A 26,415-nucleotide genomic window follows, 5' to 3' on the forward strand; every position below is an offset into this window, starting at 1 on the left:
ATGAAATGAAGGACTGTGTCATTGTGGATGGCGTAAGGACAGCAAACTGCAGGGCCCATTCAGAGAAGGGTTGGTTTAGGAATGTTTTGCCGGATGAACTTTTGAAGACAATATATCTTGCACTCTTTAACAGGAATCCTCAGATAAAACCTGAGGATATAGAGTCAGTGTTCTGTGGAACAGCCAATCAGAGTGGTTATACCAATGACATTGCCCGTTTTGGGTGGCTTGCCGCTGGGCTGCCTGAAGATATCGCAACCAACGGTATCGGTCAGCAATGCGCTTCGGGGATGGCGGCGGTTGAACATGCTGCCAGGGCTATCATGTGCGGTGAAGGGGATATTTACATAGCCTCTGGTGTTGAGGATATGCAGCATGTGCCTATGGGCTCGGGAAGAGAATGGCTCCCCCTATTTTTAAAACTATATAAACCTGAGGAAATCCGGATGGGAATGACTGCTGAAAAAGTAGCGGAAATCTACCAGGTTAACAGAAAGGAAATGGAACTTCATGCCTATTACAGCCATAAACGGGCTGCTGAAGCCAGGGATGGAGGTAAGTTTGCGGATGAAATTATCCCTCTAGAAGGTGAAAGGGAGGATGGAACGAAATTTATGGTGGACTCTGACCAATGGATAAGGAACGGAATCAATCTTGAGGAGATGTCCGTTATGAAGCCTTCCTTTAAAAATGACGGGGTAGTTACCGCTGCTACGTCTTCTCCTCTTACTACCGGTGCCTGTGCATTGCTCCTCATGAGCCGAAACAAAGCAGATCAACTGGGATGTCCCTATCACCTTAAATACAGAGGTGGTGTGATGGTTGGGTGTGACCCTACAATTATGGGTATAGGGCCTATTTTTGCTGTAAGAAGACTTTTAGAAAGAACAAAAATCACAGTAGACGATATCGATGTAGTTGAGATAAATGAAGCCTTTAGTAGTCAAGTACTGGCATGTGTACGGGAACTTGGCATCGAAATGGACATTCCTTTTAAGAAGACCAACCTTTGGGGAGGAGCCATCGCTCTTGGACACCCTCTGGGAGAATCTGGAGCAAGGATTATTGTAACCCTGAATAGTATTATGAAAAAGGAGAAAACCAAAGCAAAGTATGGTCTTGCCACCCTGTGCGGTGGTTTTGGGAATGCCAGTGCTTCCCTTTGGGAAAAGTGTTGATAATCTCTAGGATGACAAGAACTGGTTCCTTTTAACCAGGGAAGCATAACCCCCCATTAACACTAATAGTCTGGCCGGTAATCTGGTCAGAAGCCTCTGATGCCAGGAATAGAGCAGCTTCTGCAATATCATTTGCCCTCAGGGGGAATGGCTGTTTTTCCATAGCCTTTTGAAATACTTTTGCTGCGGGTCCACAGGAAAGTACAAGTTCTATGCCTGGTGTATCCTTTGTTACTGTAGTTGAAATGGTATTAATCCTTATTCCCCACCTGGCAAACTCACTGGCAAGAACCTTTGTAGTCAGAACCAGAGCAGCCCCTGCCCCACCAGGCAGAGATTCTCCTGGGGTAGGCCATCGTCCTGCATCGGTTCCTATAAGTACGATTTTCCCTGATTTCCTTTCAATCATGTGATCCAGGACAGATCTGACACAGTACAACCTGCTGAAATATTGACTGTTGATAAAATCTATATAGGTATCAGGGTTGATATCCCTGAAGAAATTAGGGGTAATTAATGGTTTTCCACGGCTACTGGTTCCTCCGCTGACAACCAGTATATCTATCCTGGACATCTTCTCCAGTACACGGGTTACCATCTCTTTAACTTCATTATAGATAGTTAAATCGGCTTTTTCAAATATTGCCTGTTTTCCCATATCCTTTATCTTGTTTACCGTTTCCATCCCTGACTCTGGAGTTCTCCCATTAATGACCACATCTGCCTCATTCTCGGCAAATTTGAGGGCAATGGTCTTCCCTATACCTTCACTGGAGCCTGTAATCAAAGCGACCTTACCCTTTAACTTTGAATTTGTTCCCATATTCTACCTCCCTTTCAATTAAAATCGTTTTCTATTTGATCTATCAATTTTATTATTTCGTCTTGTTTTTCTTCCATAATTTCCTTAGCTTTGGCTTCTAGATTTAAACGCAATAAAGGTTCGGTATTAGATGACCTCAAGTTGAACCTCCAATCAGGATATTCAATGGAGAGTCCATCTATGTGCTCTACTATAGCCTCTCTATATTTTTTCTCTATAATTTCCAATATCCTTTGTGTATTTCTGGCCTCTCTATTTATCTCCCCAGAGACAAAGTACCTGTTTTTCAGAGGAGCTACCAGTTCTGATAGTGTCTTTCCAGAGGCAGAGAGGATTTCCAACATTACCATAAATGGTATCATCCCATTATCAGCATAGTAGTTGTCTCGAAAGTAATAATGGGCACTCGTCTCACCTGCGAATACCGCATCCTCGCGCCTCATTCTGTCCTTAAAAAAAGCATGACCGCACTTGTTGATTATCGGGATGCCACCGTTTTCTATGACTGTATCAATATTGGCCCAGGTAAGCCTTGGATCGAAGATTATCTTACCTCCCGGGTGTCTCTTTAAGAAGGTTTTGGCCAAAAGGGCAGTAATAAAGTATCCCTGAATAAATTCCCCTGTCTCATCGAAGAAAAAACAACGGTCAGCATCAGCATCCCAGGCAACACCAAAATCGGCCCCTGTTTCTTTTATTCTGCTTATAGTTTCGTGACGATTCTCCGGTATAAGAGGATCAGGACGCCCTTTGGGGAAGCTTCCATCAGGAGTAAAATTGACCCCGATTATATCCAGTGGCATATCACCGGTTAATTTCTTAGCGACCTCTCCAGCTAGACCAAAGTTAGCATTGGCTACAATCTTTAGCGGTTTAACCTTATCAACGTCAATAAATGAGCGGACATGGACCATATAGTCTTCCATAATGTCTTTTGCAATTATCTGACCTTTTTTCTTTGCAGATGTCTTTTTAGATTTAAGGACAATCCCCAGAATATCCTGAAGACCTGTATCAGAAGAGATAGGGATGGCTTCTTCTCTCACCACCTTCATTCCATTGTACTGCGCCGGGTTATGAGAAGCCGAAATGGTAATTCCTCCGTCAAATCCATATGTTGCTACAGAAAAGTAAAGCATGTCAGTGGAGATGGTGCCGATGTCAATCACGTCAACCCCGATATCGTTTATTCCCTGGGCAGCAGCTCGCCATAGAGATGGAGATGAAAGCCGGACATCCTTTCCCAGGACTACCTCTTTAGGTTTCACGAACTCCACATATGCCTGAGCGATTCTGTAGACTGTTTCTTCATTGATCTCTTCGGGATATATCCCTCGAATGTCATATGCCTTGAAGATTCGCTGAACAATATCAACCATAGCTTTTTCCTTTACTCAGTGAAAGCTTTGGAAAAGTATCCCTTTTCGCTTCAGCATACATTGAGACCTTTGAAAAATACGCAGTTTGTCATTTCGACTGGAAGGAGAAATCTTATAACTTATTGATAAATAATAAGATTGCCACGTCGCTTCGCTCCTCGCAATGACAGTTTGTATAGATTTTAAAGCTCTCACGTTGTTTCATTCCTATTAATCTATAAGAATTTTATCTTTTATATAGAATAAATCTGTTCAGGTACATGAAGGGAATATCAACAAGCCCCACAAGCCATTTTATTACAATAAGACCTGTGATTATTGGTTTGACTGGTTGAATCCCCCAGAAAGCAATGGTCACAAATAACATAGAGTCAACGATCATTGATGGCAATGAACTGAGTGCATTTCTCATCCATAGATGTTTCCCTCTCGTGACTCGCTTAAACAAATCATAAATATAAGCATCAAGGTTTTCACTAACCAAAAAAGCGATCCATGATGCCAAAATTATTCTTGGAACCAAACCAATAATCGAAGACAATGCCTTTTGATCTGTCCAGAAAGGTGCTGCAGGCAGGGAGAGTATTAACCATGAAAAGATAGCGACAGCAACGTGGGCAAAGAACGTGATAAATATCATTCGATGCGTTTCCCTTCTTCCAAATTTTTCGTTAACAATGTCGGTCAGAAGGAAGGTTACTGAAAAAATAAGCACTACTGCAGGTGCAAAGAAATCTGCAAAGCCCAAATGAAATGTTGCAATCTTTGAAGCAGCTAAATTACTAAATATTGTAAAAACAGCAAACAGCACTATTAGGAAATCCGGCTTATTGCACCTTTTCGCATACCAGGAACCCATCAAGGTTAAAGCGCTAACCAGAATAATCCACATAAATATTACTACCATAGCGAGATACTACCTTTCAGACATCCATTTCTTCAAAGAATATCTCACAACAGCTATCACCTGCTGTCATCAATCTGCCGTGAGATACCCTGATCTTTGGGTTAACCAACTCTGCTGCCGTCTCTTCAAAACTAGCCATAGCTTCACAGAAAGTGTGGGGAATATCCAGGTCAGGGAACCACAGGCATGGTGAGAACAATCTATAGGCTACTTTTTTGGGTGACATCCTCTCCAATTCAACTTTGTAACCTATTATATCTCCGGTGGCTAACTTAAAATAGCTGGCAAGCGACCAGGCATCGTTGCCTGTTATCCCAAATGCCTTCATCGCCGGTCTAACAAACTTCTTTGCGTTCTCTTTCATAAAGTCTGATAGAATCTCACAGGTTTTCTCTTCCCCCAGGTTTTTATACATAGCTTTTACCAGGTTTTCAAAATACCTCCAGCCGGTATTATTTGATGCCTTAATCTTCCTGATTTCAGGCCAGTCTTTTTCCGACAGCTTCGGCATTTCCTTTTCCATGATTCTTACCTCCTTCTAGGGATGTTCTTTATTCTTTATCCAACCCCTCTACATATTGCCTCTGTCAATACCTGTAAGCGTTCAAGCGGAGCGGCATTTTGGGTATCGGGCTGGCGGACGTATGACCAATTTTCAAGTAGCTACAAAATATTCCTCATTTTGAATAAAATTGAAGGTGATTGTAAAGGATAGACTCGGTCTAACAAGCTGATTGAATGACATTCCTAATAGTTCGGACATATTTTTACCACATAGTCGAAATTGCACCTAACGGGCTGGTGGATGAGCGAAGTGCCCCTTTAGAGGCATTTGGGTTTCAGCCGTTTATTAGGTTGATAGCTTTTATGGCTTGATTATTGATTAAAACCCTAGTGGTGTCAAGGATTTTCTCATGTATGTTCCTTCCTGTTCCGCGATGGACTGGTGGAATAGAAAAAAATAAAACCCTCCACCGTCATTCCTGCTGAGGCGGGAATCTAGCACTTTTAAATGTATTCACCTGCTTTCTGGATTCCGGATCAAGTCCGGAATGACAAAAGAGATGTGTAATTACTGCGAAAGTGGAAACAACCAGGTTATTTTCATGCTTCGTGATGCCCCACGGGGAATGAGGGTTTCCCACATAGGCGGGAAACCAGTAAAATCAGGTAGCTGGATTCCTGTTTCCTGCTTTCGTGGAGATAAATCTACTCCAAGCGGAAGCAAGGGCAGGGAAGGCTGATTATTAGCCTAGCAAAAAAATAAAAATTATTTTAATTTTTTCTTGACATCAAGAATATAAGAATGTATATTCGTCCCACAAAGTGGTATAAAGTGGTATTGTATGGTAAGTATAGGCACAGGGGGGTGTGTTGTCGTGTTTCGTGGTAGATACGAGCATACTATAGATTCAAAAGGCAGGGTGAGTCTTCCGGTAAAATTTAGGGAAGTCCTAAACGAGAGATACGATGATAGGTTGGTTATTACCAACTTTGATGGCTGTCTAGTCGCCTATCCTTTTGATGAATGGCGACTTTTAGAAGATAAGGTTAGTTCTATGTCAATAGTAAAAAAGGATGTTAAATCCTTTCAACGCTTCTTTATCTCTGGAGCAACAGAATGTACCATAGATAAACAGGGAAGGATACTCCTGCCCCCCACTTTAAGGGCGTATGCTAAATTGGAGAAAGATATTGTCTTTGCAGGGATGACAAAGAAGATCGAAATCTGGAGTAAGGAAAAATGGGAACAGGAGATTGCTAAGGCTAAAGAAAATTTTGATGAGATAAGTGATGCCTTGGGGGAATTGGGTTTATAGTCTGCCGTCAGGAGAGAGACTTGTGTTAACCCAAAGATATATAAATGACATTTTGATCATCGATGCTAATGGAGATGTTGGCATTGAAGAGATGGAGGAAATAAAGAATGTTATTTCATCTCTTATGGATAAGGATAAGCACAAGGTTGTACTTAGTTTAAAAAATACCAAACATATCAATTACTTGACTATCAACATTCTTGTAGAAAGACTCCAAAGATTAAGACAGTATCACGGTGATTTAAAATTAGTTGGAGTGAGTGATTATCTGAGGAATATTTTCAAGGTAGCAGATGCTGATAAAGAATTTAATAGTTATGATTTCGTAGAGAATGCGGTAAAGAGCTTTGGGGAAGAGGAGTAAGATTGAACATCTTCCAGTAATGGTAAAAGAAGTAGTCAGATACCTGAACTGCCAGCAGGACGGGATTTATATAGATGGGACATTGGGCAGTGGAGGCCATTCATTAGAGATATTAAAGTGCAGTTCACCAAATGGCAGATTGATTGGAATAGATTGGGATGAAGATGCAATTACAGTTGCCAAAAACAGATTAAATCATTTTCAGGGTCGGGTAACGATAATCTATGATAATTTTAAGAACATTGGAAGCATTGTAAAAAATCTAAAAGTAAATGAGGTTGATGGGATATTACTTGATTTAGGGGTATCTTCAATTCAACTGGAGAATGAAGAGAGGGGTTTTAGCTTTAAACTTGAAGGCCCAATCGATATGCGCATGGACAAAAGCTCCATACTCAAGGCATTTGATTTGGTCAATTTCCTTTCCACACCTGAACTTGAACGGATGTTGTGGAACTATGGTGAAGAACGTTTTGGGAAAAGGATTGCGCGATCTATTGCAGATTACAGAAAACACAAACCGATATCTACAACCGTAGAATTGGCAGATATTGTTAGCGCTGCAATTCCATCCGGATTTCGTCCAAAAAGAATCCATCCGGCTACTAAGACCTTCCAGGCTATTAGGATTGCTCTCAATGATGAATTGAGAAACCTTGAAACTGCTATTCAGGTAGGTGTTGATCTCCTAAAAAAAGGGAGTAAGTTTTGTGTCATATCCTTTCACTCCCTTGAGGATAGGGTCGTCAAACAGTCCTTTAAAGCACTAGAGAAAAGATGCATCTGTCCCCCTGATATGCCGGAATGTAATTGTCAAAAGGAGAGTAAGGTCAAAGTATTGACAAGAAAGCCAATCCTTCCATCGGAGGATGAGGTAAGGAAAAACCCCAGGTCTAGAAGTGCAAAGTTAAGGGTTGCTGAAAGGGTATAACTTTTTATTTTAAGGAGGTTTTATGCAAGGCACAATTGCAGAAAGGCTTATCTTCAACAAATTCGACAAGAGTATTTCAAAGAAACTGTCTCCAAATGGGCGCATAAATACAAAGGATTCAAGTACGATTGGAATGTCTCTGATTGTTGCTGCTGTCTTGATTTTTTCTTCTCTATTTTATGTATGGCCCCATGTCCAGGTTGTCAACCTGGGCTATGAAATCAGTCAGGCAAAAAAAGAGAAAAACGAACTACTCCAAATGAATAAGAAATTGAAATTAGAGATAGCTACTCTGACATCGCCATACCATGTTGAAGATATAGCAAAGAAAGAGCTAAGACTGACATCTCCTAAACCAGACCAATTGGTTATAATAAGATGACTGATAAGGCAAAAAAATGGTTGAAATTTAGAATATTTATTATTTTCGTAGTTTTTATTATGACAACTGTTGCAATCTCAGTCAAGGCTTATCAACTCCAGATAGTGAAAAATCAAAGGCTTAGTCAGCTGGCTGAAAGACAGTATCGGAAGGTTATATCTGTAGTCCCCAAAAGAGGGGTCATATATGATCGAAATAGAGAAGAAATTGCAATAAGTATCGATGTAGATTCTATCTACGCTGAACCTGTAAAGATAACAGACCCATATAAAACTGCAAAAGAATTGTCACCAATTCTCAAAGTGAGCGAAAAAGAACTGGAAAGAAAATTAACTGTTAAAAAACCCTTTACCTGGGTTAGTAGAAGGGTATCTCCAGACCAATCAATAAAGGTGAAGAACCTGAGCCTTAGTGGTATCGATTTCATTAAAGAAGCCAGAAGATTTTATCCGAATCGTGAAACAGCCGGAAATATTATCGGATTTGCTGGATTGGATTCCAGGGGATTGGAAGGTCTGGAACTTCAATATAACGATTATCTTAAAGGAGAGACCACATCCTCAGTTGTAGAAAGGGATGCTCTGGGAAGAGTAATATTGAGCCACGGTCTGAAACAAGGGAATGAAGAAGCGGGTAATGATTTAGTACTTACTATAGACAAAACTATTCAGTACATAGCCGAAAAAGAACTAAAAGAGGCAGTTGCCAGAGCCAGAGCTAAGAGCGGGGTTATTGTTGCGATGAATCCTAAAACTGGCGAGATGCTGGCTATTGCTATTGAACCTCAGTTTAATCCAAACATCTTCGGGAAGTATCCCCCCTCTTTTTGGAGAAATAGAGCGGTTACTGACTGCTTTGAACCTGGTTCAACCTTTAAGGTTTTTTTAGCATCAGCGGCATTAGAAAAAGGTATTGTGTCCCCAAAAGACACCTTCTTTTGTGAAAATGGTTCATACAATGTGGCTAGAAGAACTATTCATGATACTCATTCCTATGGTTGGTTGAGCTTGCAGGACATAATAAAATTTTCCAGTAACATAGGTGCAGGCAAGATAGGGGAAAGACTTGGAAGGGAAACATTATATGAATACATAAGGAAATTTGGTTTTGGAGAAAAAACAGGTATAGATTTGCCAGGGGAAACTTCGGGACAGGTTCGTCCGACCAATGAGTGGTCCCAGATTGCCGTTAATACAATTTCTTTCGGGCAGGGGGTCTCAGTTTCTGCCATTCAATTAATCAGGGGGTTGTCTGCGATTGCTAACAAAGGGGATTTAATGAAACCATACATAGTGAAACAGATTGTTTCTCCCGAAGGTAAAATTATTAAAGAGTTCAGCCCGCAGGTAGTAAGGAGGGTCATTTCCGAAAAAACAGCCAGAGATGTTACATCTATCATGAAAACTACAGTGCTCCAGGGCGGAACAGGTACCAAGGCATCTATGGACGGATATGAGGTCGCTGGCAAGACTGGAACAGCCCAGAAGCCCAATCCATCTTTAGGTGGTTATTTTAACGATAAGTATATAGCACTGTTTATGGGATTCACCCCTGCTGATGATCCTAATGTAGCAATATTGGTGTTGATTGACGAGCCCAGAGGGCTTTTTTATGGGGGTGATGTTGCTGCGCCAGTGTTTAAGAAAGTTGCGGAAGAAACTCTGCATTACATGGGGGTACTTCCTAGCAAGGTTGTTGCCCAGGATAATCATACCCCTTCTGAAGTATTAAGTAAACTCAAGAAATCTGATGGCTTAAAAAAGGATGCAGCCATTAAAGAGGAAGGAACGGTTAAATCCAGTACTGAATCAGTGCGGGATAAATCTGAAAAGTTTGTTATGCCTGATTTTACCGGGATGAGTATTAGACAGATACTTAGAGTAATACACGATTCTAAAATAGATATCAGAATCATAGGAAGTGGCAGGGCAGTTGAACAGAGTTTAAAGCCAGGAAGCATAGTCAATGATGGGGAAAAGTGTTGGGTTAAATTCCAGCAGCCATCGTCGTAGGGGCAAACCTATGTGTTTGCCCCTACGATTCACGAGGCAGACAAATGAAACTGAATGATCTGATAGGGGTTATAGAGGATAAAGAGGTCATAGGAGAGAGATCACTGGAGGTGGCTGGTGTCTCCTATAATTCTAAAAGGATAGCCAAAAACTTTTTGTTTGTAGCTATAAAGGGAACCAAGTTCGATGGTCATAACTTTGTTAAGGAGGCAATTGATAAAGGTGCCAGGGCGGTTGTAGTTGAGCAGATGCAGGAGGGTATAAAGGATGCCATAATTATTCTAGTCCCGGATTCTCGGGTGGCGCTGGCACGGATTGCCGCACGGTTTTATGGAGATCCATCTTCAAAACTAACTCTGATCGGCATTACTGGCACCAACGGGAAGACGACTACTTCCTATCTTGTTGGATCAATATTCAAAGAGGCAGGTTTTAAAACAGGGATCATGGGGACAATAAATTACTGTTACGGAGGTAAGTCAATTCCCGCATCAATGACTACACCGGAATCCCTTGATCTCCAAAGGATGTTAGCTGAAATGGTGGAAGATGGGGTTACCCATGTTGTTATGGAGGTATCTTCCCATGCATTGGATTTAAGACGGGTAGAATCCCTCAACTTTGATGCAGGTGTGTTTACCAACTTTACTCAAGACCATTTGGATTATCATCGAACCATGGAGCATTACTTTAGCAGCAAGGCTAAACTATTCGACCATCTTCTGCTTGAGAGTAACAAAAAAAAGGGTTCTTGTGCCGTAATAAATGCGGATGATCCCTTTGGTGAAAATCTTGCTTTAAACACCATACCAAATATCATTAAATACGGAGTTAAAAACAGATTTCAGGTTTTCCCTGAGCATGTTAAGCTCACTTTAGAGGGGACAAGTGTCAGGATAAACACCCCCGAGGGCAGTTTAAATGTTAAGTCTCCCCTTGTTGGAGAATTCAATCTCTATAACATCCTGGCTGCTACAAGTGTGGCGATAAGCCAGAGTATCTCATTCCCGGATATAGAAAAGGGCATAGAAAGTCTGGATAAAGTCCCGGGCAGATTCGAGTTCATAGAAAACGGAGAAGGTGTTAACATCATAGTTGATTATGCCCATACCAGTGACGCATTGGAAAGGACTCTGGCAACTATAAAAAGCCTTTCCAAAGGAAAGATAATCACGGTGTTTGGGTGCGGGGGAGATCGTGACAGGTTAAAGAGGCCTCTTATGGGGGCAGTGTCGGGCAAATACAGCGACCTGTCCATAATAACATCGGATAACCCCAGAACAGAAAATCCCAATAGTATAATCAGGGGAATCGAAGAAGGAATTAAAAGATTGGGTATAAGAAAGTATTGTGTGGATGATTTGACAGTAAATTCCTATAAAAAAGGGTATGTAACCGTTGTAGACCGTCTCCAGGCAATAAGGCTCGCTATTGATATAGCAAAATATCAAGATACGGTTTTAATTGCTGGTAAAGGGCATGAGGACTATCAGATTGTGGGAAACAAAAGAATACCTTTTGATGATCGGCAGGAAGTCAGGAATGCAATATCTGAAAAGGGGAAGGTGAGGTCCCTATAAATGTCTGAGCCTGATTACAAATTCTCAGCTGCCGATATTTTAAAGATCACTGGGGGGAGACTCATCCACGGCTCTCTTTTTGCCTCCTTCAAAAATATCTCTACTGATTCCCGAACCATCAAACCAGAAGATCTCTTTATAGCCCTAAATGGTGAGCACTTTGACGGACACAATTTTATTCCCGATGTCTGTGAGAAGGGTGCCAATGGCGCAATAGTAAAGAGAGGCTTTTTAGTAGAAAAGGGATGGAATGGCGAAGAAACTATTATAGAAGTTGACGACACTTTAAGGGCACTGGGTGATATTGCCCATTATTGGAGGATGAAACACCCTATTCCGATTGTGGGTATTACCGGCAGCAACGGAAAGACTACCACCAAAGAGATGATCGGCAGTATACTGGGAATCCCCTTTAAGGTGTTAAAAACAGAGGGGAACTTCAACAATCTGATAGGTCTCCCCCTGACCCTGTTGAGACTCAGCGGGAAAGATGAGATAGCGGTTCTGGAAATGGGTACAAACGCCAGGTACGAGATAAAAAGGTTGTCTGAGATTTCTGTGCCAGATGTGGCTGTTATAACCAATATCGGGCAGGCGCATCTTCAGGGACTTCTGAGTGTGGAAGAGGTGAGAGAAGAAAAAGGGGAACTCTTTAATATTTTGAAAGAAGACAGCTTTGCCATAATCAATCAGGATGATCCCATGGTTCTTAAACTGGCTGCTGAATGTAAATGCAGAAAGATTGGTTTTAGTGTGATTAAAGATGCTAACCTTATAGCAAGGGATTTATCAATATCCGATTCGGGTAAAGTTAGCTTTCGGCTCGCTGTTGAGGATAAAGATACTATTATCAATCTGCCGCTCTATGGGGTTTTCAATGTCTATAATGCATTGGCAGCAGCCGGGGTTGCTCAGGCTCTGGGTGTGGGATTGGAGATTATTAAAGAAGGATTGGAGAGATTTAAACCTCTGCCTGGTCGTATGGAGATTATGGAATTAGATGGGTATACGATAATAAACGATACTTACAATGCAAACCCAAACTCTATGGCCCAAGCCCTCAAAACCCTGACAGGGTTTAAGAGAACGGGAAGAACAATAGCAGTTTTGGGAGACATGTTGGAGTTAGGCGAATTTACTGAATCTGCTCATATTCAAATCGGAAATATGGTTTCGGAGTTAGGGATTGATTACCTCTTTACATTGGGTAAGGATTCCGTAAATATTGCCCTGGCCGCCTCTGAGGGGGGAATGAATGAAAAAAACATTTATGTAGAAAAGGAACATCAGGATATTACAGCAAAACTAAGAACCATAATCACTAAAGGAGATTGCATTTTAGTGAAAGGTTCGAGAAGTATGAAGATGGAATTGATTGTAAAAAAGCTTACCACAAGGGAAGAGTAAAAGACGGCCAGATTAGCCTGAAATATATGTAACTAGATCAGGCACAAAGTGGCAAAGGCACATAGGTATAAAGCAGAGTGGAGCAGGGTCGTTTCGTTGTTTTTCCCTACTTTGTGCCTTTGGTGCTCTGTGCCTCTGTTCCTATCTGAATAGTTACTAACATATATAAAGATCCGCAAGTTGAACCGTCAGTATAAATTTTTTAGTTTAATGAGAAGTAAGTTAGCCTTGTGGTTAAGAGGCAATAATTTAAAGGGTTATAGACATGCTTTTTCATTTACTTTATCCACTTCATACTACATATGCCTTCCTGAATGTCTTCAAATACATTACCTTCAGAACTATCTATGCAACCTTGACAGCCCTTATAATCAGTTTCTTTTTGATGCCCTGGTTTATCAGGAAAGTCAGCTCGCTCAAGATTGGTCAGCAGATTCGTGAAGACGGCCCTGCCTCTCATATTCAGAAACATGGTACCCCCACTATGGGGGGAGCACTGATACTTTTTGCTCTGACTGTATCTATTTTACTATGGGGGAACCTGACAAATTCCTATCTTTGGATGGTCATACTCAGCACTCTGGGATTTGGGATTATTGGGGTAATCGACGATTATAAAAAACTGGCAAAGAGGAATTCTACCGGGTTAAGGGCTAAGTACAAGATGGGGGGACAGATACTAATTGGTTTGCTTATAGGGTTGTTTCTTTACTTGTCTCCTAACTTCAGTACATCTATTAGTGTTCCGTTTTTCAAAGGTATACATCCCGACTTAGGCATGTTTTACATTCTCTTCGTCATTTTTGTTGTGGTTGGTACTTCAAATGCAGTTAACCTGACAGATGGATTGGATGGGTTAGCCATAGGTCCTGTGATGATTGCAAGTGCCACTTACCTTCTATTTTCTTACTTTTCAGGTCACATTAAAATCGCCAATTATTTACAGATACCCTATGTAGCTGGCACTGGAGAGTTAACAGTCTTTTGTGGCGCAATGCTGGGTGCAGGTATGGGATTCCTCTGGTATAACACCTATCCGGCACAGATATTTATGGGAGATGTTGGCTCCCTTTCGTTAGGTGGGGCGTTGGGAACAGTAGCAGTAATTACTAAACAGGAGATGCTCCTTGTTATTGCTGGGGGGCTGTTTGTAATTGAGGCCCTTTCTGTAATATTTCAGGTTGGATCGTACAAGTTGAGAAGGAAACGTATATTTCGCATGGCACCTCTCCATCATCATTTTGAGCTAAAAGGTTGGGCAGAACCAAAGGTTATCGTAAGGTTTTGGATTATAGCAATCATACTTGCCCTTGTTGCAATAAGTACGTTGAAGATTAGGTAGGGTCATTACTGAAGAATTGCAATTACAGGAGAGAACTTGATTACCATAAAAGATAAGAAATTTCTGGTAGTTGGTCTGGGGAAAAGCGGTGTAGCCTGCGCTCGTTTTTTGAGGGAGAGAGGAGGGGTAGTAACAGCTACGGATGGGAAGTCAATCGATGACTTGGGTGAAGATGCTCAAAAGCTGAAGGATTTAGGTATCAGGGTAGATGCAGGAGGACACAATATAGAGAGCTTTCTGGAGTGCGATCTCATCGTTTTAAGCCCAGGAGTTCCTATGTCTATCGAGCCGGTCAAGGAAGCAAAGAAAAGAGGGATAGAGGTTATATCTGAAATAGAGCTGGCATATAATTTTATTAAAACTCCGATTGTTGCAATTACTGGAAGCAACGGAAAAACCACTACTACAACCCTGGTAGGTCAGATCCTTAAAAGGGCAGATAAAGAGGTCTTTGTTGGAGGCAACATCGGTAATCCCCTAATCGAGTATATAGAGCTTGAGAGGGAAACAGAATATGTAGTTGCGGAGATTAGCAGTTTTCAGCTGGAAGGTATCAGGAGTTTCAGACCAAAGGTTGCTATGATGCTGAATATTTCTCCTGACCATTTAGATCGATACCCTTCATACGAGGATTACATTGCAGCTAAGGCAAGGATATTCCTCAACCAGAGGGAAGGGGATTTCGCTGTTTTAAATGCCGATGATTCTGTAGTTTCAGAGATGGCAAATTCATTCAAAAATGTAAGAAAGATATATTTTAGCCAAAAAAAGAGGATGAATAAGGGAATCTATCTGGATGGAAATTCCATTATCTCAGAAATCAGCGGGCAAAAACATTGTTACAGTACAGAGTTTTTCAAGATAAGAGGGGTACATAATATTGATAACTTTATGGCATCCATAGCTGCTGCGGAAATATGTGGATGTAATCATGGGGATATCTATGAGGCTTTAAATAGTTTTGATGGGCTTGAACACCGCATGGAATTTGTAGAAGAGATCTCCGGAGTGAAATACTATAATGATTCCAAGGCAACCAATATTGGTGCCGTGGAGAAGGCTTTAGAGAGTTTTAAACAACCCATAATTCTTATCGCAGGAGGAAGAGACAAAGGGACAGGATATGAAAGCCTGAATGAGTTGGTCAAAAGAAGGGTTAAGAAACTAATACTGATAGGAGAAGCCAGGGAGATAATCTTCAAGTCCTTAGGCTCTATGACCCAATCCCTTAAAGCAGACACACTGGAAGAAGCTGTGGAACTGGCATGGCTGCAATCTTCCAATGGAGATGTTGTCTTATTGTCTCCTGCCTGTTCAAGCTATGACATGTTTAATAACTATGAAGAAAGAGGGGAAGTATTTAAGGCGACTGTCAGGAAGCTAAAATCTAAGGCAAATCAAATTGGATAGGGAACAGATGAGTGTAAAGTCGAGGTTTGACTACATATTGCTGCTTTCCACTTTATTGCTGGTCGGTACTGGTATTGTTATGGTCTATAGCTCCAGTGCCATAATGGCATCAGGAAAGTTTAATGACGGATACTTTTTTCTGAAAAAACAGATTCTGTTTGCAGTAGTTGGTGTTTTTATGATGATCGGTGTAGCGAAAATAAATCATCAGATTTACAGGAAGATTGCATATATAATTCTGGGGATAAGTTTACTCTCTTTAATTGCGGTATTGATACCTGGAATCGGAGTTAAAGTTGGAGGGTCAACAAGGTGGTTGAAGATGGGCCCTTTTTCAATCCAGCCCTCTGAATTTGCCAAACTTGCCCTGATAATCTACCTGGCATCCTCTCTGGCAAAAAAAGAGAAGAATATCAAAAAATTTTCTGTAGGGATTCTTCCACACCTTATTATTACTGGCATTTTGCTCTCTTTAATCCTTAAACAGCCAGACATGGGGACAGCCGTGTGTATTGGCGCTGTTGTATTTACATTGTTGTTTGCCGCAGGTGTGCGATTGTCCCATCTTTCCCTGATATTATTGTCGGCTGCCCCTGTTGTTTACTTTCTGATAGCAAATATAGACTATCGTCGCCAAAGAATCCTGTCATTTCTGAATCCCTGGGGAGATCCCTCTGATTCAGGGTTCCAGATTATCCAGTCTTTTTATGCCTTCGGTTCAGGGGGGTTATTTGGACGAGGATTAGGGGAGGGAAAGCAAAAGCTATTCTACCTCCCGGAACCTCATACAGATTTTATCTTTTCCGTCATTGGTGAAGAATTGGGATTAGTAGGGATATTATTGATCCTGGTTGCTTTTTTCATATTTGTCTATCGGGGTATCACTACAGCCATTCGCTCTTCAGACCTGTTCAGCACCTATCTAGCCCTTGGTATAACTGTATTAATAGGGTTACAGGCAACCATACACATGGGGGTTACTGTAGGACTTCTTCCAACAAAGGGAATTCCTCTTCCCTTTATTAGCTATGGGGGATCGTCCTTGGTAATTAATTTAATAGGCTTGGGAATCTTACTAAACATATCCTCACAGACTAAAAGGAGATAATTCAATGAGGGTTTTAATTGCTGGAGGAGGTACAGGCGGTCATCTTTTCCCTGGTATAGCCCTGGCAGAGGAGTTTAAGAGAAGAAACCCGGAAAGTATCTGCGTCTTTGTTGGGGTAAGAGGGGGCATAGAGTCAAAGGTTATCCCGAGGGAGGGTTTTGGACTCAGGAGTATAGATATTAAAGGGCTAAAGGGAAAGCCCTTCAAAGAAAAGGTGTGCAATCTGCTCCTTATCCCTCAAAGTATATATCAGTCTATGACTCTGATAAAAGAGTATAATCCAGAGTTGGTTATTGGCATGGGAGGATATGCTTCGGCTCCGGTGGTCTTTGCAGCCTTATTAATGGGAATTAAAAGGGTAATCTGTGAGCAGAACACCATCCCTGGAATTACCAATAGGATTTTGGCCAGGTTTGTAAACAGTATCTTCATTTCATTTTCGGAGACCAGGTATCTTTCGTCGATGAAGAAAGCCCGATTCACTGGTAACCCCATAAGAAAGAAATTAATAGATGGTTCCTTAAAGGGTAAAGAACATAAAGGAAAGTTTACCCTGCTTATTTTGGGTGGAAGCCAGGGAGCACATTCGCTGAATGAAAAGATACTGGAAGCTCTGGACTATCTTGTGCCTGTGAGGGAGTCTTTAAATATCATACACCAGACCGGAGAAGCAGATCATCAATGGGTTTGTCAGGTATATAGAGAAAAAGGGTTTACTTCAGAGGTAACAGGATTCATCGATGATATGGCAACAGTATACAGAGATGCTGACCTTGTTATATGCAGGGCAGGAGCGACTACTATTTCCGAGCTAACACTCTATGGTAAAGCATCAGTATTAGTCCCTTATCCTTTTGCAGCCAACAATCATCAGGAGATAAATGCAAGGGTATTACTGGATAAGGGGGCTGCTAAAATGGTCTTAAACGGAGATTTAACCGGGGAAAATCTGGCAGAGATGATAATTGATTTGACTGCTGATCCGATAGCTATCTCCAGGATGCGACAGGAGTCTTTAAAACTGGGTAGGCCCGGTGCTGCCGAAGATATAGTTGACAGTTGTTATGAGCTTTTGGGTTCATAGCGACAACAGCGCATAGTGACAACAGCGCACTTAAGTGCGCTGTTTAAAGGGACATTCCACCAGAAATTCAGGGACTTATATGTACAAAAAGATAAAACACATTCACTTTGTTGGAATCGGTGGTATCGGAATGAGCGGTATTGCCGAGGTCTTATTGAATTTAGGGTATAAGGTTAGTGGATCAGATGCTCAGGAGACCGAGATTACCAGACGACTGAGTCACCTGGGTGGCAATATCAGTTATGGACATAGCAAAGAGAACTTAAAGGATGTGGACGTAGTAGTAATATCTTCAGCTATAAGACCCGATAACCCTGAAGTAATCGGGGCTAATGAAAGGCTTATTCCAGTTATACCCCGGGCAGAGATGCTTGCAGAACTAATGAGAATGAAATATGGCATAGCCGTATCAGGTACTCATGGAAAAACCACTACTACATCAATGATAGCAACTGTCCTGGCACATGGAGGTATGGATCCTACAGTGATAATTGGAGGCAGACTGAACAGCATAGGAACCAATGCGAAACTTGGGCAAGGGGAGTTTCTGGTAGCTGAAGCAGATGAGAGTGATGGCTCCTTTCTAAAACTTTCCCCGACTATTGCAGTAGTTACAAACATTGATCAGGAACACATGGATCATTACAGGGATATGGAAGAGGTAAAGAATGCCTACTTAGACTTTATAAATAAGATACCTTTTTATGGTTTGGCAATTGTATGCCTTGATCACGAAAATATCCAGAGTTTAATCCCGAAGATAAAAAAGAGATATGTAACCTATGGACTTTCGAGCCAGGCAGATATTCAGGCAAGAGGTCTAGCATTTATGGGAGCTAAGACAACATTTGAGGTTTTACAAAGCAGAGATGTCCTGGGCAAGATTACACTTCAAATACCAGGTATTCACAATGTCTATAATTGCCTGGCTACCGTAGCTGCAGCCCTTGAATTAGACCTTGATTTTAAGACTATACAGGAAGGGCTTAATGAGTTTACTGGTATACAGCGGAGATTCCAGATAAAGGGAGATTATAATGGCATATTGATTGTAGACGACTATGCCCACCATCCTGTAGAGATTAAAGCTACCCTGAGCGCGGCAAAGACCGGATGGGGAAGACGGTTAGTTGTTGTTTTCCAGCCTCACAGATTTACCAGGACCAGAGATCTATATGAAGATTTTCTGGTTGCCTTCTATCAGGCAGATGTATTGATAATTACGGAAATTTATCCTGCCGGTGAAGACCCCATACCCGGGGTTGATGCAAAGGCTCTGTTCGAGGGAATCAGGGAACATGGGCACAAAAATGTATCATTCATTGATGATAAGGACAGGATTGCTGCTCATCTGGTGGATGTACTGAAAGAGGGCGACATCCTGATTACTCTTGGGGCAGGGGATATATACAAAGTCGGATATGAATTGATAGAGAAGATTTCGCCGGTGAATGGTGAACGGTGAAGGGTAAGCGGTTAAGGGATAATGGTAAACAGTAAAAGGTAAAAAGTGAACGGTAAACGGTCAACGGTAAACGGAAGGCAAATAGAGGAGCTAAGGAAGATAGTAAGGGGAGACCTACTTACAAATCAGCCAATGAAGGAATACACATCCCTTAGAGTGGGTGGGCTGGCGGATCTGATTGTCTTTCCTGAGGACATAGAGGATCTAAGAGGTACGATTAAATACTTAAGTAGAGAACACATACCGTGTTTTATCCTGGGCAATGGAACAAACCTCTTAGTTAGAGATGGAGGGATTGGGGGTGTAGTAATAGCTCTGCACCATGGCTTTAAAAGGGTTGAATTACTTGGAGAAGACGGGATTTTTGCTGAAGCCGGCGTAACATTGGTGTCATTGATTAGATTTGCTACAAAACACAGCCTTTCTGGTCTTGAATTTGCAGCTGGAATACCTGGAACAGTAGGCGGTGGCATTATTATGAATGCAGGGGGCAGTATGGGAGAGTTAAAGGACGTGACCGAATCGGTCACCATATTGAACCCCGGGGAAGAGATCACTGCAAAAAAGCGGGAGGATTTGAGATTTTCGTACAGAAACTTACAACTTCCCAAGGATAGTGTCATACTGAGTGCGGTCTTCAGATTAAAGATCGATAATCAGTCGCACATTAGAGAGAGGATACAGAAGATATTGCTTAAGAGAAAAGAGACACAGCCCCTGGATTTACCGAATGCTGGCTCGATATTCAAAAACCCTGAGGGTGCCTCAGCCGGCAAGCTGATTGATGAGTCTGGACTTAAGGGAATGCAAATAGGAAATGCCAGGGTTTCAGAACTCCATGCGAATTTCATTTTAAACATTGGAAATGCTACCGCTCAGGATATACTGAGTTTAATGGAAAAAATCCAACAAGAGGTATATCAAAAAACAGGAGTTATGTTGGAGACGGAAATTAGAATTGTTGGTGAGAACTAGTCTATGAGGAATGAAAAAAAGATCGGTGTCTTGATGGGTGGATTATCAGCAGAACGAGAGATCTCTCTTTTGAGTGGTAATGCTATACTTTCTGCCTTAAGGGAGAAAGGGCATAATGCGTGTTCTATATATGTGGACAGGGATGTTCCTCAAAGAATAATTGAAGAAGGGATTGATGTAACATTTATTGCACTCCATGGTCGATGGGGAGAGGATGGAACTATCCAGGGAATGCTGGAGATTATGGGAATCCCTTACACTGGTTCTCCTGTACTGGCAAGTGCCTTGGCTATGAATAAACCTATGACCAAAAAGGTTTTAAATTTCCATAAACTGCCGACTCCCAACTTTCAGGTTTTAAATAAAGCGGAGATAGCAAAAGGCAAACTGAAGAAAAGAATAGAGTTAAAATTCTCATTGGTGGTTAAACCTGTATCAGAAGGTTCTAGTGTTGGGGTTAGTATTGTTGAAAGTGAAGAAGGATTGGCAAATGCTGTCGGGAAAGCAAGCAAATATACGGACCAGATAATGATCGAAGAGTTTATCCATGGTTCAGAGATTACAGTAGGGATTTTAAATGGGTGCCCCCTCCCAGTTATTGAGATTGTTCCCAAAGGTGGATTATATGATTACAAATCAAAGTACACCAAAGGGATGACGGACTATATCTTACCTGCCAGGTTGAGCGGAGAGCAGCTATTTAAAGTGCAGGGTATTGCATTGAAGGCTTATCAGGCTATAGGCTGTCATGGAGTTGCCAGGGTAGATATGGTGCTGGATTTAAAGGGCAATCCCTACATTCTTGAAATTAATACCATCCCTGGCATGACCCATACCAGCCTGATACCAAAGGCTGCTGATTATGCCGGGTTGAGTTTTAATACTCTGGTAGAAGAGATACTAAAGAGCGCCAGGCTGCATTCAGGAATCATAAATCGTGAGTCGTAAATTGTAAGTTGTGAATCGTAAATCGCAAACCATTCACGATTCACGACGGTCTTGTAAAAAGTTCCAAAAGCCGTCACTCCGGCGAAAGCCGGAGTCTAGAAGTGCTTGAAATTACTGGATTCCAGTGCTTGCCCCGTACTTGATACGGGGTCCGCCGGAATGACAAGAAAGAGGATTTCCTGACTTTTTACGAATTCATCAATCATGATTCACGAAAAAAGGGGAGGATAGGATGAAAGATTTAAAGACCGGAAAGCTCAAAAATGGCAGACGGATATCCCGACAAAAAAGGAAGATTAAGCTTAATTACACCAGGATACTTTTAAAGTTGTGTAAAGGGGGCAGTTTTCTGCTGTCGGTTGGTATATTAGGGATATTAGTGTATATCTTTTTTGGGTATCTCTATACATCCCCTTATTTTCGGGTTGAACGAATCGTCGTAAGTGGTGAGAACAGACTTTCTGAAATAGAGGTTTTAAATCTGGCAAGAATCGACAAGGGGAGTAATATACTTGGGATAGACCTTAGAAGAGTAAGCGATAGGATAGAACGACACCCCTGGGTACAAAAGGCTTTTGTAAAACGGGAATTGCCTCAAAGGATAATAATTAATGTCACTGAAAGGGTCCCTGTTGCCATGATTAACCTGGACAGATTATACCTGGTGGATAAAAAGGGTATTATCTTTAAGGAAGTAGGTCCTGAAGATACTTTCGATGTTCCTGTTTTAACAGGATTAGAATCGGAAGATTTGGCAACCAATGAGCGTATTTCAAGGAGCCTCATAGAGAAGGCACTGACTATTATAGATGAGGTGAACAAAAGAGGGACTTTGGGTGTAGATCAAATATCAGAGATCAATATGGACCCATATGCCGGGTTAACCATATTCACATTGGAAGATGGGACTCAGGTAAAATTAGGGTTTGATGATTATGAACAGAAGCTGGATCATCTTAAGAAGGTTATAGCTGATTTGCAGGAAAGAGGTGAAAAGGCAGAATACATTAACTTAAACTATGGTGAAAAGGTTTATGTAAAGCTGGATAAAACAGATTTGCCAAAAACCTTAATGGCTTCACATGAGACAGAAAGGAGGTGAAAAATGTGGGTAAGAAACATAATAACATAATAGTTGGTTTGGATATAGGTACTACAAAGATTTGTGCCATAGTAGGAGAAGTGAACAACGGAAGCGTTGATATTGTTGGATTTGGTTCTTGCCCTTCAGAAGGGCTTCGAAAAGGGGTGGTTGTAAACATTGAAAGTACGGTGAACTCCTTAAAGAAGGCAATTGAAGAAGCAGAGTTAATGGCAGGTTTTGAGATCAGTTCTGTCTATTCAGGGATTTCAGGTGCTCACGTAAAAGGATTTAACAGCCAGGGAATCATCCCTATTAAAGATAGAGAGGTTAGCGAAGGCGATGTAAAGAAGGTTATAGATGCAGCTAAAGCTGTAGCTATTCCTTTAGACAGAGAAGTCATTCATGTTTTACCCCAGGAGTTTATTGTCGATGATCAGGATGGGATTCAGGAACCTATTGGTATGATTGGTGTAAGGTTGGAAACCAAGGTTCATATTGTAAGCGTGGCTGCAACTTATGCTCAGAATATTATAAAATGTGCCAACAGGACAGGGTTAAGTGTTTCTAATATCATCCTGGAGCAATTGGCATCAAGCGAGGCGCTCTTAAGTCCTGACGAAAAAGAGCTGGGTGTTTTATTAATGGATATTGGTGGAGGTACTACGAATATTGCGATTTTCTCCAAAGGCAGCATTAAGCATACATCAGTGTTACCCTTGGGGGGGAACCATATTACCGGCGATATAGCAGTGGGGTTAAGGACTCCTGTAGTAGAGGCAGAAAAGATAAAAAAGAGATATGGATGTGCGTTCCCCTCAATAGTTGATCGGAGTGAGACTATTGAAGTTCCCAGTGTGGGGGGGAGGGAAGCGAGAGTTATTCCACGGAGACAGTTATGTGAGATTATTGAACCCCGGGCAGAAGAGATTTTATCATTGGTTAGAAGAGAGTTGGTTAAATCTAATTGTGAGGAATTAGTAGCTTCAGGTATAGTTATTACTGGCGGTACCGCGCTGCTGGAAGGCCTGCCAGAGCTTGGAGAAAAAGTGTTTAACCTTCCAGCCAGGGTAGGTTACCCAACGGGGATAGGTGGGTTAAGCGATGTGGTCAATAACCCAATGTACAGTACTGGAGTCGGGTTGGTTCTATATGGCAGCAAAAACCATTACAGAGGAGAATCTCAGGATAAAAATGGAAGTATATTCGGAAGACTAACCAACCGGATGAAAAGATGGTTTGAAGAAGCATTTTAGATATTTGTGTATCTGTTTACAGTTTACGGTTTGCAGTTAACAGTAGAATACAAACCGTTAACGCTTACTAGATAAGGAGGTATTAACCATGGTGTTTGAAATTAGTGAAAATAGTAAACAGCCGGCTAATATTAAAGTTTTTGGGATTGGCGGCGGCGGATGTAATGCCGTAAACACTATGATCCATTCAGAACTGGATGGAGTAGATTTTATTAGTGCCAATACGGATGCCCAGGCTCTAAGGGTTTCCAAAGCCCCATTGAAATTACAATTGGGGCAGAAGTTAACCAAAGGTCTGGGGGCTGGAGCAGACCCCGGGATTGGTAAGAATGCGGCTGAGGAAGATAGAAATCGGATAAGGGATGTACTGACAAACTCGGATATGGTCTTTATTACTGCCGGTATGGGAGGTGGTACTGGAACCGGTGGAGCCCCTGTGGTGGCTGAAATTTCCAAAGAATTGGGAGCACTCACAGTGGCTATAGTCACCAAGCCCTTTCTTTTTGAAGGTAGAAAGAGACAGAAGGCAGCGGAAGAAGGGATAATGGAATTGAAAAAGGCAGTGGATACCTTAATAATTATCCCTAACCAAAGACTCCTGTCGATTACCGGTAAAAACACCCCTCTCCTTGAGACATTCAAGATGGCTGACGAGGTTTTGCTCCACGCCGTCAGAGGGATATCTGATTTAATTATGGTCAATGGTTTAATCAATCTGGACTTTGCTGATGTAAGAACAATAATGTCTGAAAAGGGTATGGCACTTATGGGAACAGGAACCTCTAATAGTGAAAATAGAGCTGTGGAGGCTGCACAGTATGCCATATCCAGTCCGCTTTTGCAGGATATAAGTATAAAAGGGGCCAAGGGTCTATTGATTAATATCACTGGAGGACCTGATCTGACTCTGTACGAGGTCAATGAAGCAGCCACATTAATCCAGGAACAGTCCCATGAAGATGCGGATATAATCTTCGGAGCAGTAATAAATGATGCTATGAATGATGAAATTCGTGTTACTGTTATTGCCGCTGGATTCAACAATGGTGCAGAAGAGGTTAAATATGGGACAACGGATGTTTCATCTCTGGCAACACCTTTCAAAAAGATAAGAAAGGAAGATTATGATATTCCTGCCTACATAAGAAGAGATTATACAGATGGGGGAGTGATACGGTTGGATAAAATACTTCCAGAAGATGACGATGAATATGATATTCCAGCCTTCGTGAGAAGATAGGTCAGGGAACAGGTATAGGTATGTCGTGGAGCTTGATTAATAATGCCAGAAAGGTTCTTATTCAAGAAAGGGGGACTATTAAGAAAGCCCGTGGAGGGAAAATAACAGTTGCAATAGCCTATCCCAACCTCTACTATATAGGGATGTCAAATCTTGGGTTTCATACCATCTATTATCACCTGAACAGTTTACCAGACGTACTCTGTGAAAGGGTATTCCTTCCTGACAAAGATGAATGTCTGATATATAGCAGTACGAATACCGCCCTCTTTACACTGGAATCACAAAAGCCTCTCTACCAGTTTGACATCATTGCCTTTTCCATTTCCTTTGAGAACGATTATATAAATATCTTAAAAATACTGGATCTGGCCAGGATACCTCTGGAAAGAAGAGAAAGGAACAATGGCTACCCATTAATTATTGCAGGTGGTGTTGCATCCAGCCTGAATCCAGAACCTGTTTCGGATTTTATAGATATATTTGTGATTGGCGAAGGTGAAGAGGTCGTTCCGGAACTCTTTGTATCATACAAAAAAGGGGTAGAGAACGGGTATAAGAAGGATGAAATTTTAGAGGGTATGGCTGATATAGTGGGGGTTTATGTGCCTGGCTACTACACGGTGGATTACAAAACCGACGGCACGATCATGGACTTTGAGCCAAAAGGCAGGTTTCCCAAAAAGATAAAGAAAAGATGGGTGAAAGGTATTGATAAATTTAAAACCCATTCTGTTATTCTGACCCCCAACACGGAATTTAGCAACATGTTTTTAATAGAGATAAGCCGTGGATGCAAGTGGAGCTGCCGGTTTTGCGCTGCCGGTTTCATATATCGTCCTTACAGGAAAAGGGGACTGGGGAATCTTGGAGAGACAGCTATCAATGGGTTAAAGGATAAGGATAAAATTGGGCTTGTAGGAGCAGCCGTTTCAGATTATCATATGCTCCCTGAACTGTGTGAGTTGATTCTAGCCAGGGGTGGAAAAGTCTCGCTGGCTTCCTTAAGAGCAGACTCCCTTGACGATAGAGTTGTGAGATGCCTGAAGGCGAGTGGTCATAAAACCATCTCCCTTGCCCCGGAAGTTGGTTCAGAAAGGTTACGTGAGGTTATAGGCAAGAAGATTACTGAAGAGGATGTCCTGAGGGCAGCTGAGACTATAATAAGAAGTGATATATTAAACCTTAAACTCTATTTCCTGATAGGATTGCCTGCAGAAACCCTCGAAGATATTGAAGAGATAATTCATCTCGTAAAGAAGATAAAGCATCGTATATTAGAGACAAGTAGGGGTAAAAAACGACTGGGGAGGGTTACACTCAGCATTAACTCTTTTATCCCAAAGCCGGCTACACCCTTTCAGTGGCATCCTTTCGATGATATAAAATCCCTGAATAACAAGCTGAAGGTTATAAGAAACGCCTTAAAGAAAGAAGGTAATATTACTGTTATTTCTGACTTGCCAAAATGGGGTTATGTCCAGTCTTTGCTGAGCAGAGGAGACAGAAGGGTTGGCAGAATCATCCTGGCTGCTTATAAATTCGGCGGAGATTGGAAAAGGGCATTTCGAGAGACAGACATAAACCCGGACTTTTACGTTTATAGACAGAGATATTTTGAGGAAATCTTTCCATGGGATTTTATAGACCATGGAATAAGGAAAGAACACCTCTTTGCAGAGTATCAAAAGGCGTTAAGGTAAACTTTTAGCCATCTTTAAAC

General features: G+C 41.6%; 24 protein-coding genes. 20 read left to right on the forward strand and 4 right to left on the reverse strand.

The annotated features are described in order from the left end of the window. Positions 1–5 precede the first annotated feature (5 nt). Complete coding sequence (locus AB1401_12620; GenBank protein ID MEW6616290.1) at positions 6–1,178, forward strand: thiolase family protein; 1,173 nt, start codon at positions 6–8, stop codon at positions 1,176–1,178. 31 nt (positions 1,179–1,209) lie between these two features. Here the strand turns inward: AB1401_12620 and AB1401_12625 are convergent, their stop codons facing one another. The 4 genes from AB1401_12625 to AB1401_12640 all read right to left on the reverse strand — a co-directional run bounded on the left by AB1401_12625 (position 1,210) and on the right by AB1401_12640 (position 4,810). Continuing rightward, positions 1,210–2,001 (reverse strand): SDR family NAD(P)-dependent oxidoreductase, encoded by a 792-nt coding sequence (locus AB1401_12625; protein MEW6616291.1) that lies wholly within the window; start codon positions 1,999–2,001, stop codon positions 1,210–1,212. A 14-nt stretch (positions 2,002–2,015) separates the two neighbouring features. Continuing rightward, positions 2,016–3,380: a phosphomannomutase/phosphoglucomutase gene (locus AB1401_12630; GenBank protein ID MEW6616292.1), complete on the reverse strand. Its 1,365-nt coding sequence runs from the start codon at positions 3,378–3,380 to the stop codon at positions 2,016–2,018. A 226-nt stretch (positions 3,381–3,606) separates the two neighbouring features. Continuing rightward, complete coding sequence (locus AB1401_12635; GenBank protein MEW6616293.1) at positions 3,607–4,287, reverse strand: queuosine precursor transporter; 681 nt, start codon at positions 4,285–4,287, stop codon at positions 3,607–3,609. Between the two features lie 16 nt (positions 4,288–4,303). After that, entirely contained in the window at positions 4,304–4,810 is a 507-nt protein-coding gene (locus AB1401_12640; GenBank protein ID MEW6616294.1) for a hypothetical protein, read from the reverse strand. A gap of 529 nt (positions 4,811–5,339) precedes the next feature. On the opposite strand from AB1401_12640, the gene AB1401_12645 reads away from it, so the two are divergent. The 19 genes from AB1401_12645 to AB1401_12735 all read left to right on the forward strand — a co-directional run bounded on the left by AB1401_12645 (position 5,340) and on the right by AB1401_12735 (position 26,395). Continuing rightward, positions 5,340–5,531, forward strand: a complete 192-nt coding sequence (locus AB1401_12645) for a hypothetical protein (protein ID MEW6616295.1) — start codon at positions 5,340–5,342, stop codon at positions 5,529–5,531. A 102-nt stretch (positions 5,532–5,633) separates the two neighbouring features. Beyond that, positions 5,634–6,107, forward strand: a complete 474-nt coding sequence (gene mraZ, locus AB1401_12650; protein MEW6616296.1) for a division/cell wall cluster transcriptional repressor MraZ — start codon at positions 5,634–5,636, stop codon at positions 6,105–6,107. A gap of 22 nt (positions 6,108–6,129) precedes the next feature. Beyond that, on the forward strand, positions 6,130–6,471 hold the full coding sequence (locus AB1401_12655; GenBank protein ID MEW6616297.1) for an STAS domain-containing protein: 342 nt from the start codon (positions 6,130–6,132) through the stop codon (positions 6,469–6,471). Continuing rightward, positions 6,455–7,402 (forward strand): 16S rRNA (cytosine(1402)-N(4))-methyltransferase RsmH, encoded by a 948-nt coding sequence (rsmH, locus tag AB1401_12660; GenBank protein MEW6616298.1) that lies wholly within the window; start codon positions 6,455–6,457, stop codon positions 7,400–7,402. The genes AB1401_12655 and rsmH overlap by 17 nt, the downstream gene beginning before the upstream one ends. Positions 7,403–7,424: 22 nt before the next feature. Continuing rightward, positions 7,425–7,784 carry a cell division protein FtsL gene (gene ftsL, locus AB1401_12665; GenBank protein MEW6616299.1) on the forward strand — a complete coding sequence of 120 codons (360 nt, stop codon included), beginning with the start codon at positions 7,425–7,427 and terminating at the stop codon, positions 7,782–7,784. Between the two features lie 59 nt (positions 7,785–7,843). Further along, positions 7,844–9,796, forward strand: coding sequence for a penicillin-binding transpeptidase domain-containing protein (locus AB1401_12670; protein ID MEW6616300.1), 1,953 nt, complete (start codon positions 7,844–7,846; stop codon positions 9,794–9,796). Positions 9,797–9,840: 44 nt separating this feature from the next. After that, positions 9,841–11,376 carry a UDP-N-acetylmuramoyl-L-alanyl-D-glutamate--2,6-diaminopimelate ligase gene (locus AB1401_12675; protein ID MEW6616301.1) on the forward strand — a complete coding sequence of 512 codons (1,536 nt, stop codon included), beginning with the start codon at positions 9,841–9,843 and terminating at the stop codon, positions 11,374–11,376. Continuing rightward, entirely contained in the window at positions 11,377–12,783 is a 1,407-nt protein-coding gene (gene murF, locus AB1401_12680; GenBank protein MEW6616302.1) for a UDP-N-acetylmuramoyl-tripeptide--D-alanyl-D-alanine ligase, read from the forward strand. 265 nt (positions 12,784–13,048) lie between these two features. After that, positions 13,049–14,125, forward strand: coding sequence for a phospho-N-acetylmuramoyl-pentapeptide-transferase (gene mraY, locus AB1401_12685; protein ID MEW6616303.1), 1,077 nt, complete (start codon positions 13,049–13,051; stop codon positions 14,123–14,125). Positions 14,126–14,164: 39 nt separating this feature from the next. After that, on the forward strand, positions 14,165–15,535 hold the full coding sequence (gene murD, locus AB1401_12690; GenBank protein ID MEW6616304.1) for a UDP-N-acetylmuramoyl-L-alanine--D-glutamate ligase: 1,371 nt from the start codon (positions 14,165–14,167) through the stop codon (positions 15,533–15,535). Positions 15,536–15,542: 7 nt separating this feature from the next. After that, positions 15,543–16,643: a putative lipid II flippase FtsW gene (ftsW, locus tag AB1401_12695; GenBank protein MEW6616305.1), complete on the forward strand. Its 1,101-nt coding sequence runs from the start codon at positions 15,543–15,545 to the stop codon at positions 16,641–16,643. 4 nt (positions 16,644–16,647) lie between these two features. After that, on the forward strand, positions 16,648–17,727 hold the full coding sequence (gene murG, locus AB1401_12700; protein MEW6616306.1) for an undecaprenyldiphospho-muramoylpentapeptide beta-N-acetylglucosaminyltransferase: 1,080 nt from the start codon (positions 16,648–16,650) through the stop codon (positions 17,725–17,727). Positions 17,728–17,806: 79 nt separating this feature from the next. After that, positions 17,807–19,192, forward strand: a complete 1,386-nt coding sequence (murC, locus tag AB1401_12705) for a UDP-N-acetylmuramate--L-alanine ligase (GenBank protein MEW6616307.1) — start codon at positions 17,807–17,809, stop codon at positions 19,190–19,192. 45 nt (positions 19,193–19,237) lie between these two features. Beyond that, positions 19,238–20,167 (forward strand): UDP-N-acetylmuramate dehydrogenase, encoded by a 930-nt coding sequence (murB, locus tag AB1401_12710; GenBank protein ID MEW6616308.1) that lies wholly within the window; start codon positions 19,238–19,240, stop codon positions 20,165–20,167. Between the two features lie 3 nt (positions 20,168–20,170). Next, positions 20,171–21,115 carry a D-alanine--D-alanine ligase gene (locus AB1401_12715; protein MEW6616309.1) on the forward strand — a complete coding sequence of 315 codons (945 nt, stop codon included), beginning with the start codon at positions 20,171–20,173 and terminating at the stop codon, positions 21,113–21,115. Between the two features lie 232 nt (positions 21,116–21,347). Beyond that, complete coding sequence (locus AB1401_12720; GenBank protein ID MEW6616310.1) at positions 21,348–22,217, forward strand: FtsQ-type POTRA domain-containing protein; 870 nt, start codon at positions 21,348–21,350, stop codon at positions 22,215–22,217. 5 nt (positions 22,218–22,222) lie between these two features. Then, positions 22,223–23,452, forward strand: coding sequence for a cell division protein FtsA (ftsA, locus tag AB1401_12725; protein ID MEW6616311.1), 1,230 nt, complete (start codon positions 22,223–22,225; stop codon positions 23,450–23,452). A gap of 88 nt (positions 23,453–23,540) precedes the next feature. Further along, positions 23,541–24,692, forward strand: a complete 1,152-nt coding sequence (gene ftsZ / locus AB1401_12730) for a cell division protein FtsZ (GenBank protein ID MEW6616312.1) — start codon at positions 23,541–23,543, stop codon at positions 24,690–24,692. 20 nt (positions 24,693–24,712) lie between these two features. Then, entirely contained in the window at positions 24,713–26,395 is a 1,683-nt protein-coding gene (locus AB1401_12735; protein ID MEW6616313.1) for a TIGR03960 family B12-binding radical SAM protein, read from the forward strand. Positions 26,396–26,415 lie beyond the last annotated feature (20 nt).

It is taken from the genome of Thermodesulfobacteriota bacterium (genome assembly GCA_040757775.1).
Taxonomy (GTDB): Bacteria; Desulfobacterota; UBA8473; order UBA8473; family UBA8473; genus UBA8473.

What these genes read in the sequence shown, in the direction of transcription:
- AB1401_12620 (MEW6616290.1), top strand. Translation starts at nt 6, where the DNA reads ATGAAGGACTGTGTCATTGTGGATGGCGTAAGGACAGCAAACTGCAGG.
- AB1401_12625 (MEW6616291.1), bottom strand. Translation starts at nt 2,001, where the DNA reads ATGGGAACAAATTCAAAGTTAAAGGGTAAGGTCGCTTTGATTACAGGC.
- AB1401_12630 (MEW6616292.1), bottom strand. Translation starts at nt 3,380, where the DNA reads ATGGTTGATATTGTTCAGCGAATCTTCAAGGCATATGACATTCGAGGG.
- AB1401_12635 (MEW6616293.1), bottom strand. Translation starts at nt 4,287, where the DNA reads ATGGTAGTAATATTTATGTGGATTATTCTGGTTAGCGCTTTAACCTTG.
- AB1401_12640 (MEW6616294.1), bottom strand. Translation starts at nt 4,810, where the DNA reads ATGGAAAAGGAAATGCCGAAGCTGTCGGAAAAAGACTGGCCTGAAATC.
- AB1401_12645 (MEW6616295.1), top strand. Translation starts at nt 5,340, where the DNA reads ATGACAAAAGAGATGTGTAATTACTGCGAAAGTGGAAACAACCAGGTT.
- mraZ (MEW6616296.1), top strand. Translation starts at nt 5,634, where the DNA reads ATGGTAAGTATAGGCACAGGGGGGTGTGTTGTCGTGTTTCGTGGTAGA.
- ftsL (MEW6616299.1), top strand. Translation starts at nt 7,425, where the DNA reads ATGCAAGGCACAATTGCAGAAAGGCTTATCTTCAACAAATTCGACAAG.
- AB1401_12670 (MEW6616300.1), top strand. Translation starts at nt 7,844, where the DNA reads ATGACAACTGTTGCAATCTCAGTCAAGGCTTATCAACTCCAGATAGTG.
- AB1401_12675 (MEW6616301.1), top strand. Translation starts at nt 9,841, where the DNA reads ATGAAACTGAATGATCTGATAGGGGTTATAGAGGATAAAGAGGTCATA.
- murF (MEW6616302.1), top strand. Translation starts at nt 11,377, where the DNA reads ATGTCTGAGCCTGATTACAAATTCTCAGCTGCCGATATTTTAAAGATC.
- mraY (MEW6616303.1), top strand. Translation starts at nt 13,049, where the DNA reads ATGCTTTTTCATTTACTTTATCCACTTCATACTACATATGCCTTCCTG.
- ftsW (MEW6616305.1), top strand. Translation starts at nt 15,543, where the DNA reads ATGAGTGTAAAGTCGAGGTTTGACTACATATTGCTGCTTTCCACTTTA.
- murG (MEW6616306.1), top strand. Translation starts at nt 16,648, where the DNA reads ATGAGGGTTTTAATTGCTGGAGGAGGTACAGGCGGTCATCTTTTCCCT.
- murC (MEW6616307.1), top strand. Translation starts at nt 17,807, where the DNA reads ATGTACAAAAAGATAAAACACATTCACTTTGTTGGAATCGGTGGTATC.
- AB1401_12715 (MEW6616309.1), top strand. Translation starts at nt 20,171, where the DNA reads ATGAGGAATGAAAAAAAGATCGGTGTCTTGATGGGTGGATTATCAGCA.
- AB1401_12720 (MEW6616310.1), top strand. Translation starts at nt 21,348, where the DNA reads ATGAAAGATTTAAAGACCGGAAAGCTCAAAAATGGCAGACGGATATCC.
- ftsZ (MEW6616312.1), top strand. Translation starts at nt 23,541, where the DNA reads ATGGTGTTTGAAATTAGTGAAAATAGTAAACAGCCGGCTAATATTAAA.
- AB1401_12735 (MEW6616313.1), top strand. Translation starts at nt 24,713, where the DNA reads ATGTCGTGGAGCTTGATTAATAATGCCAGAAAGGTTCTTATTCAAGAA.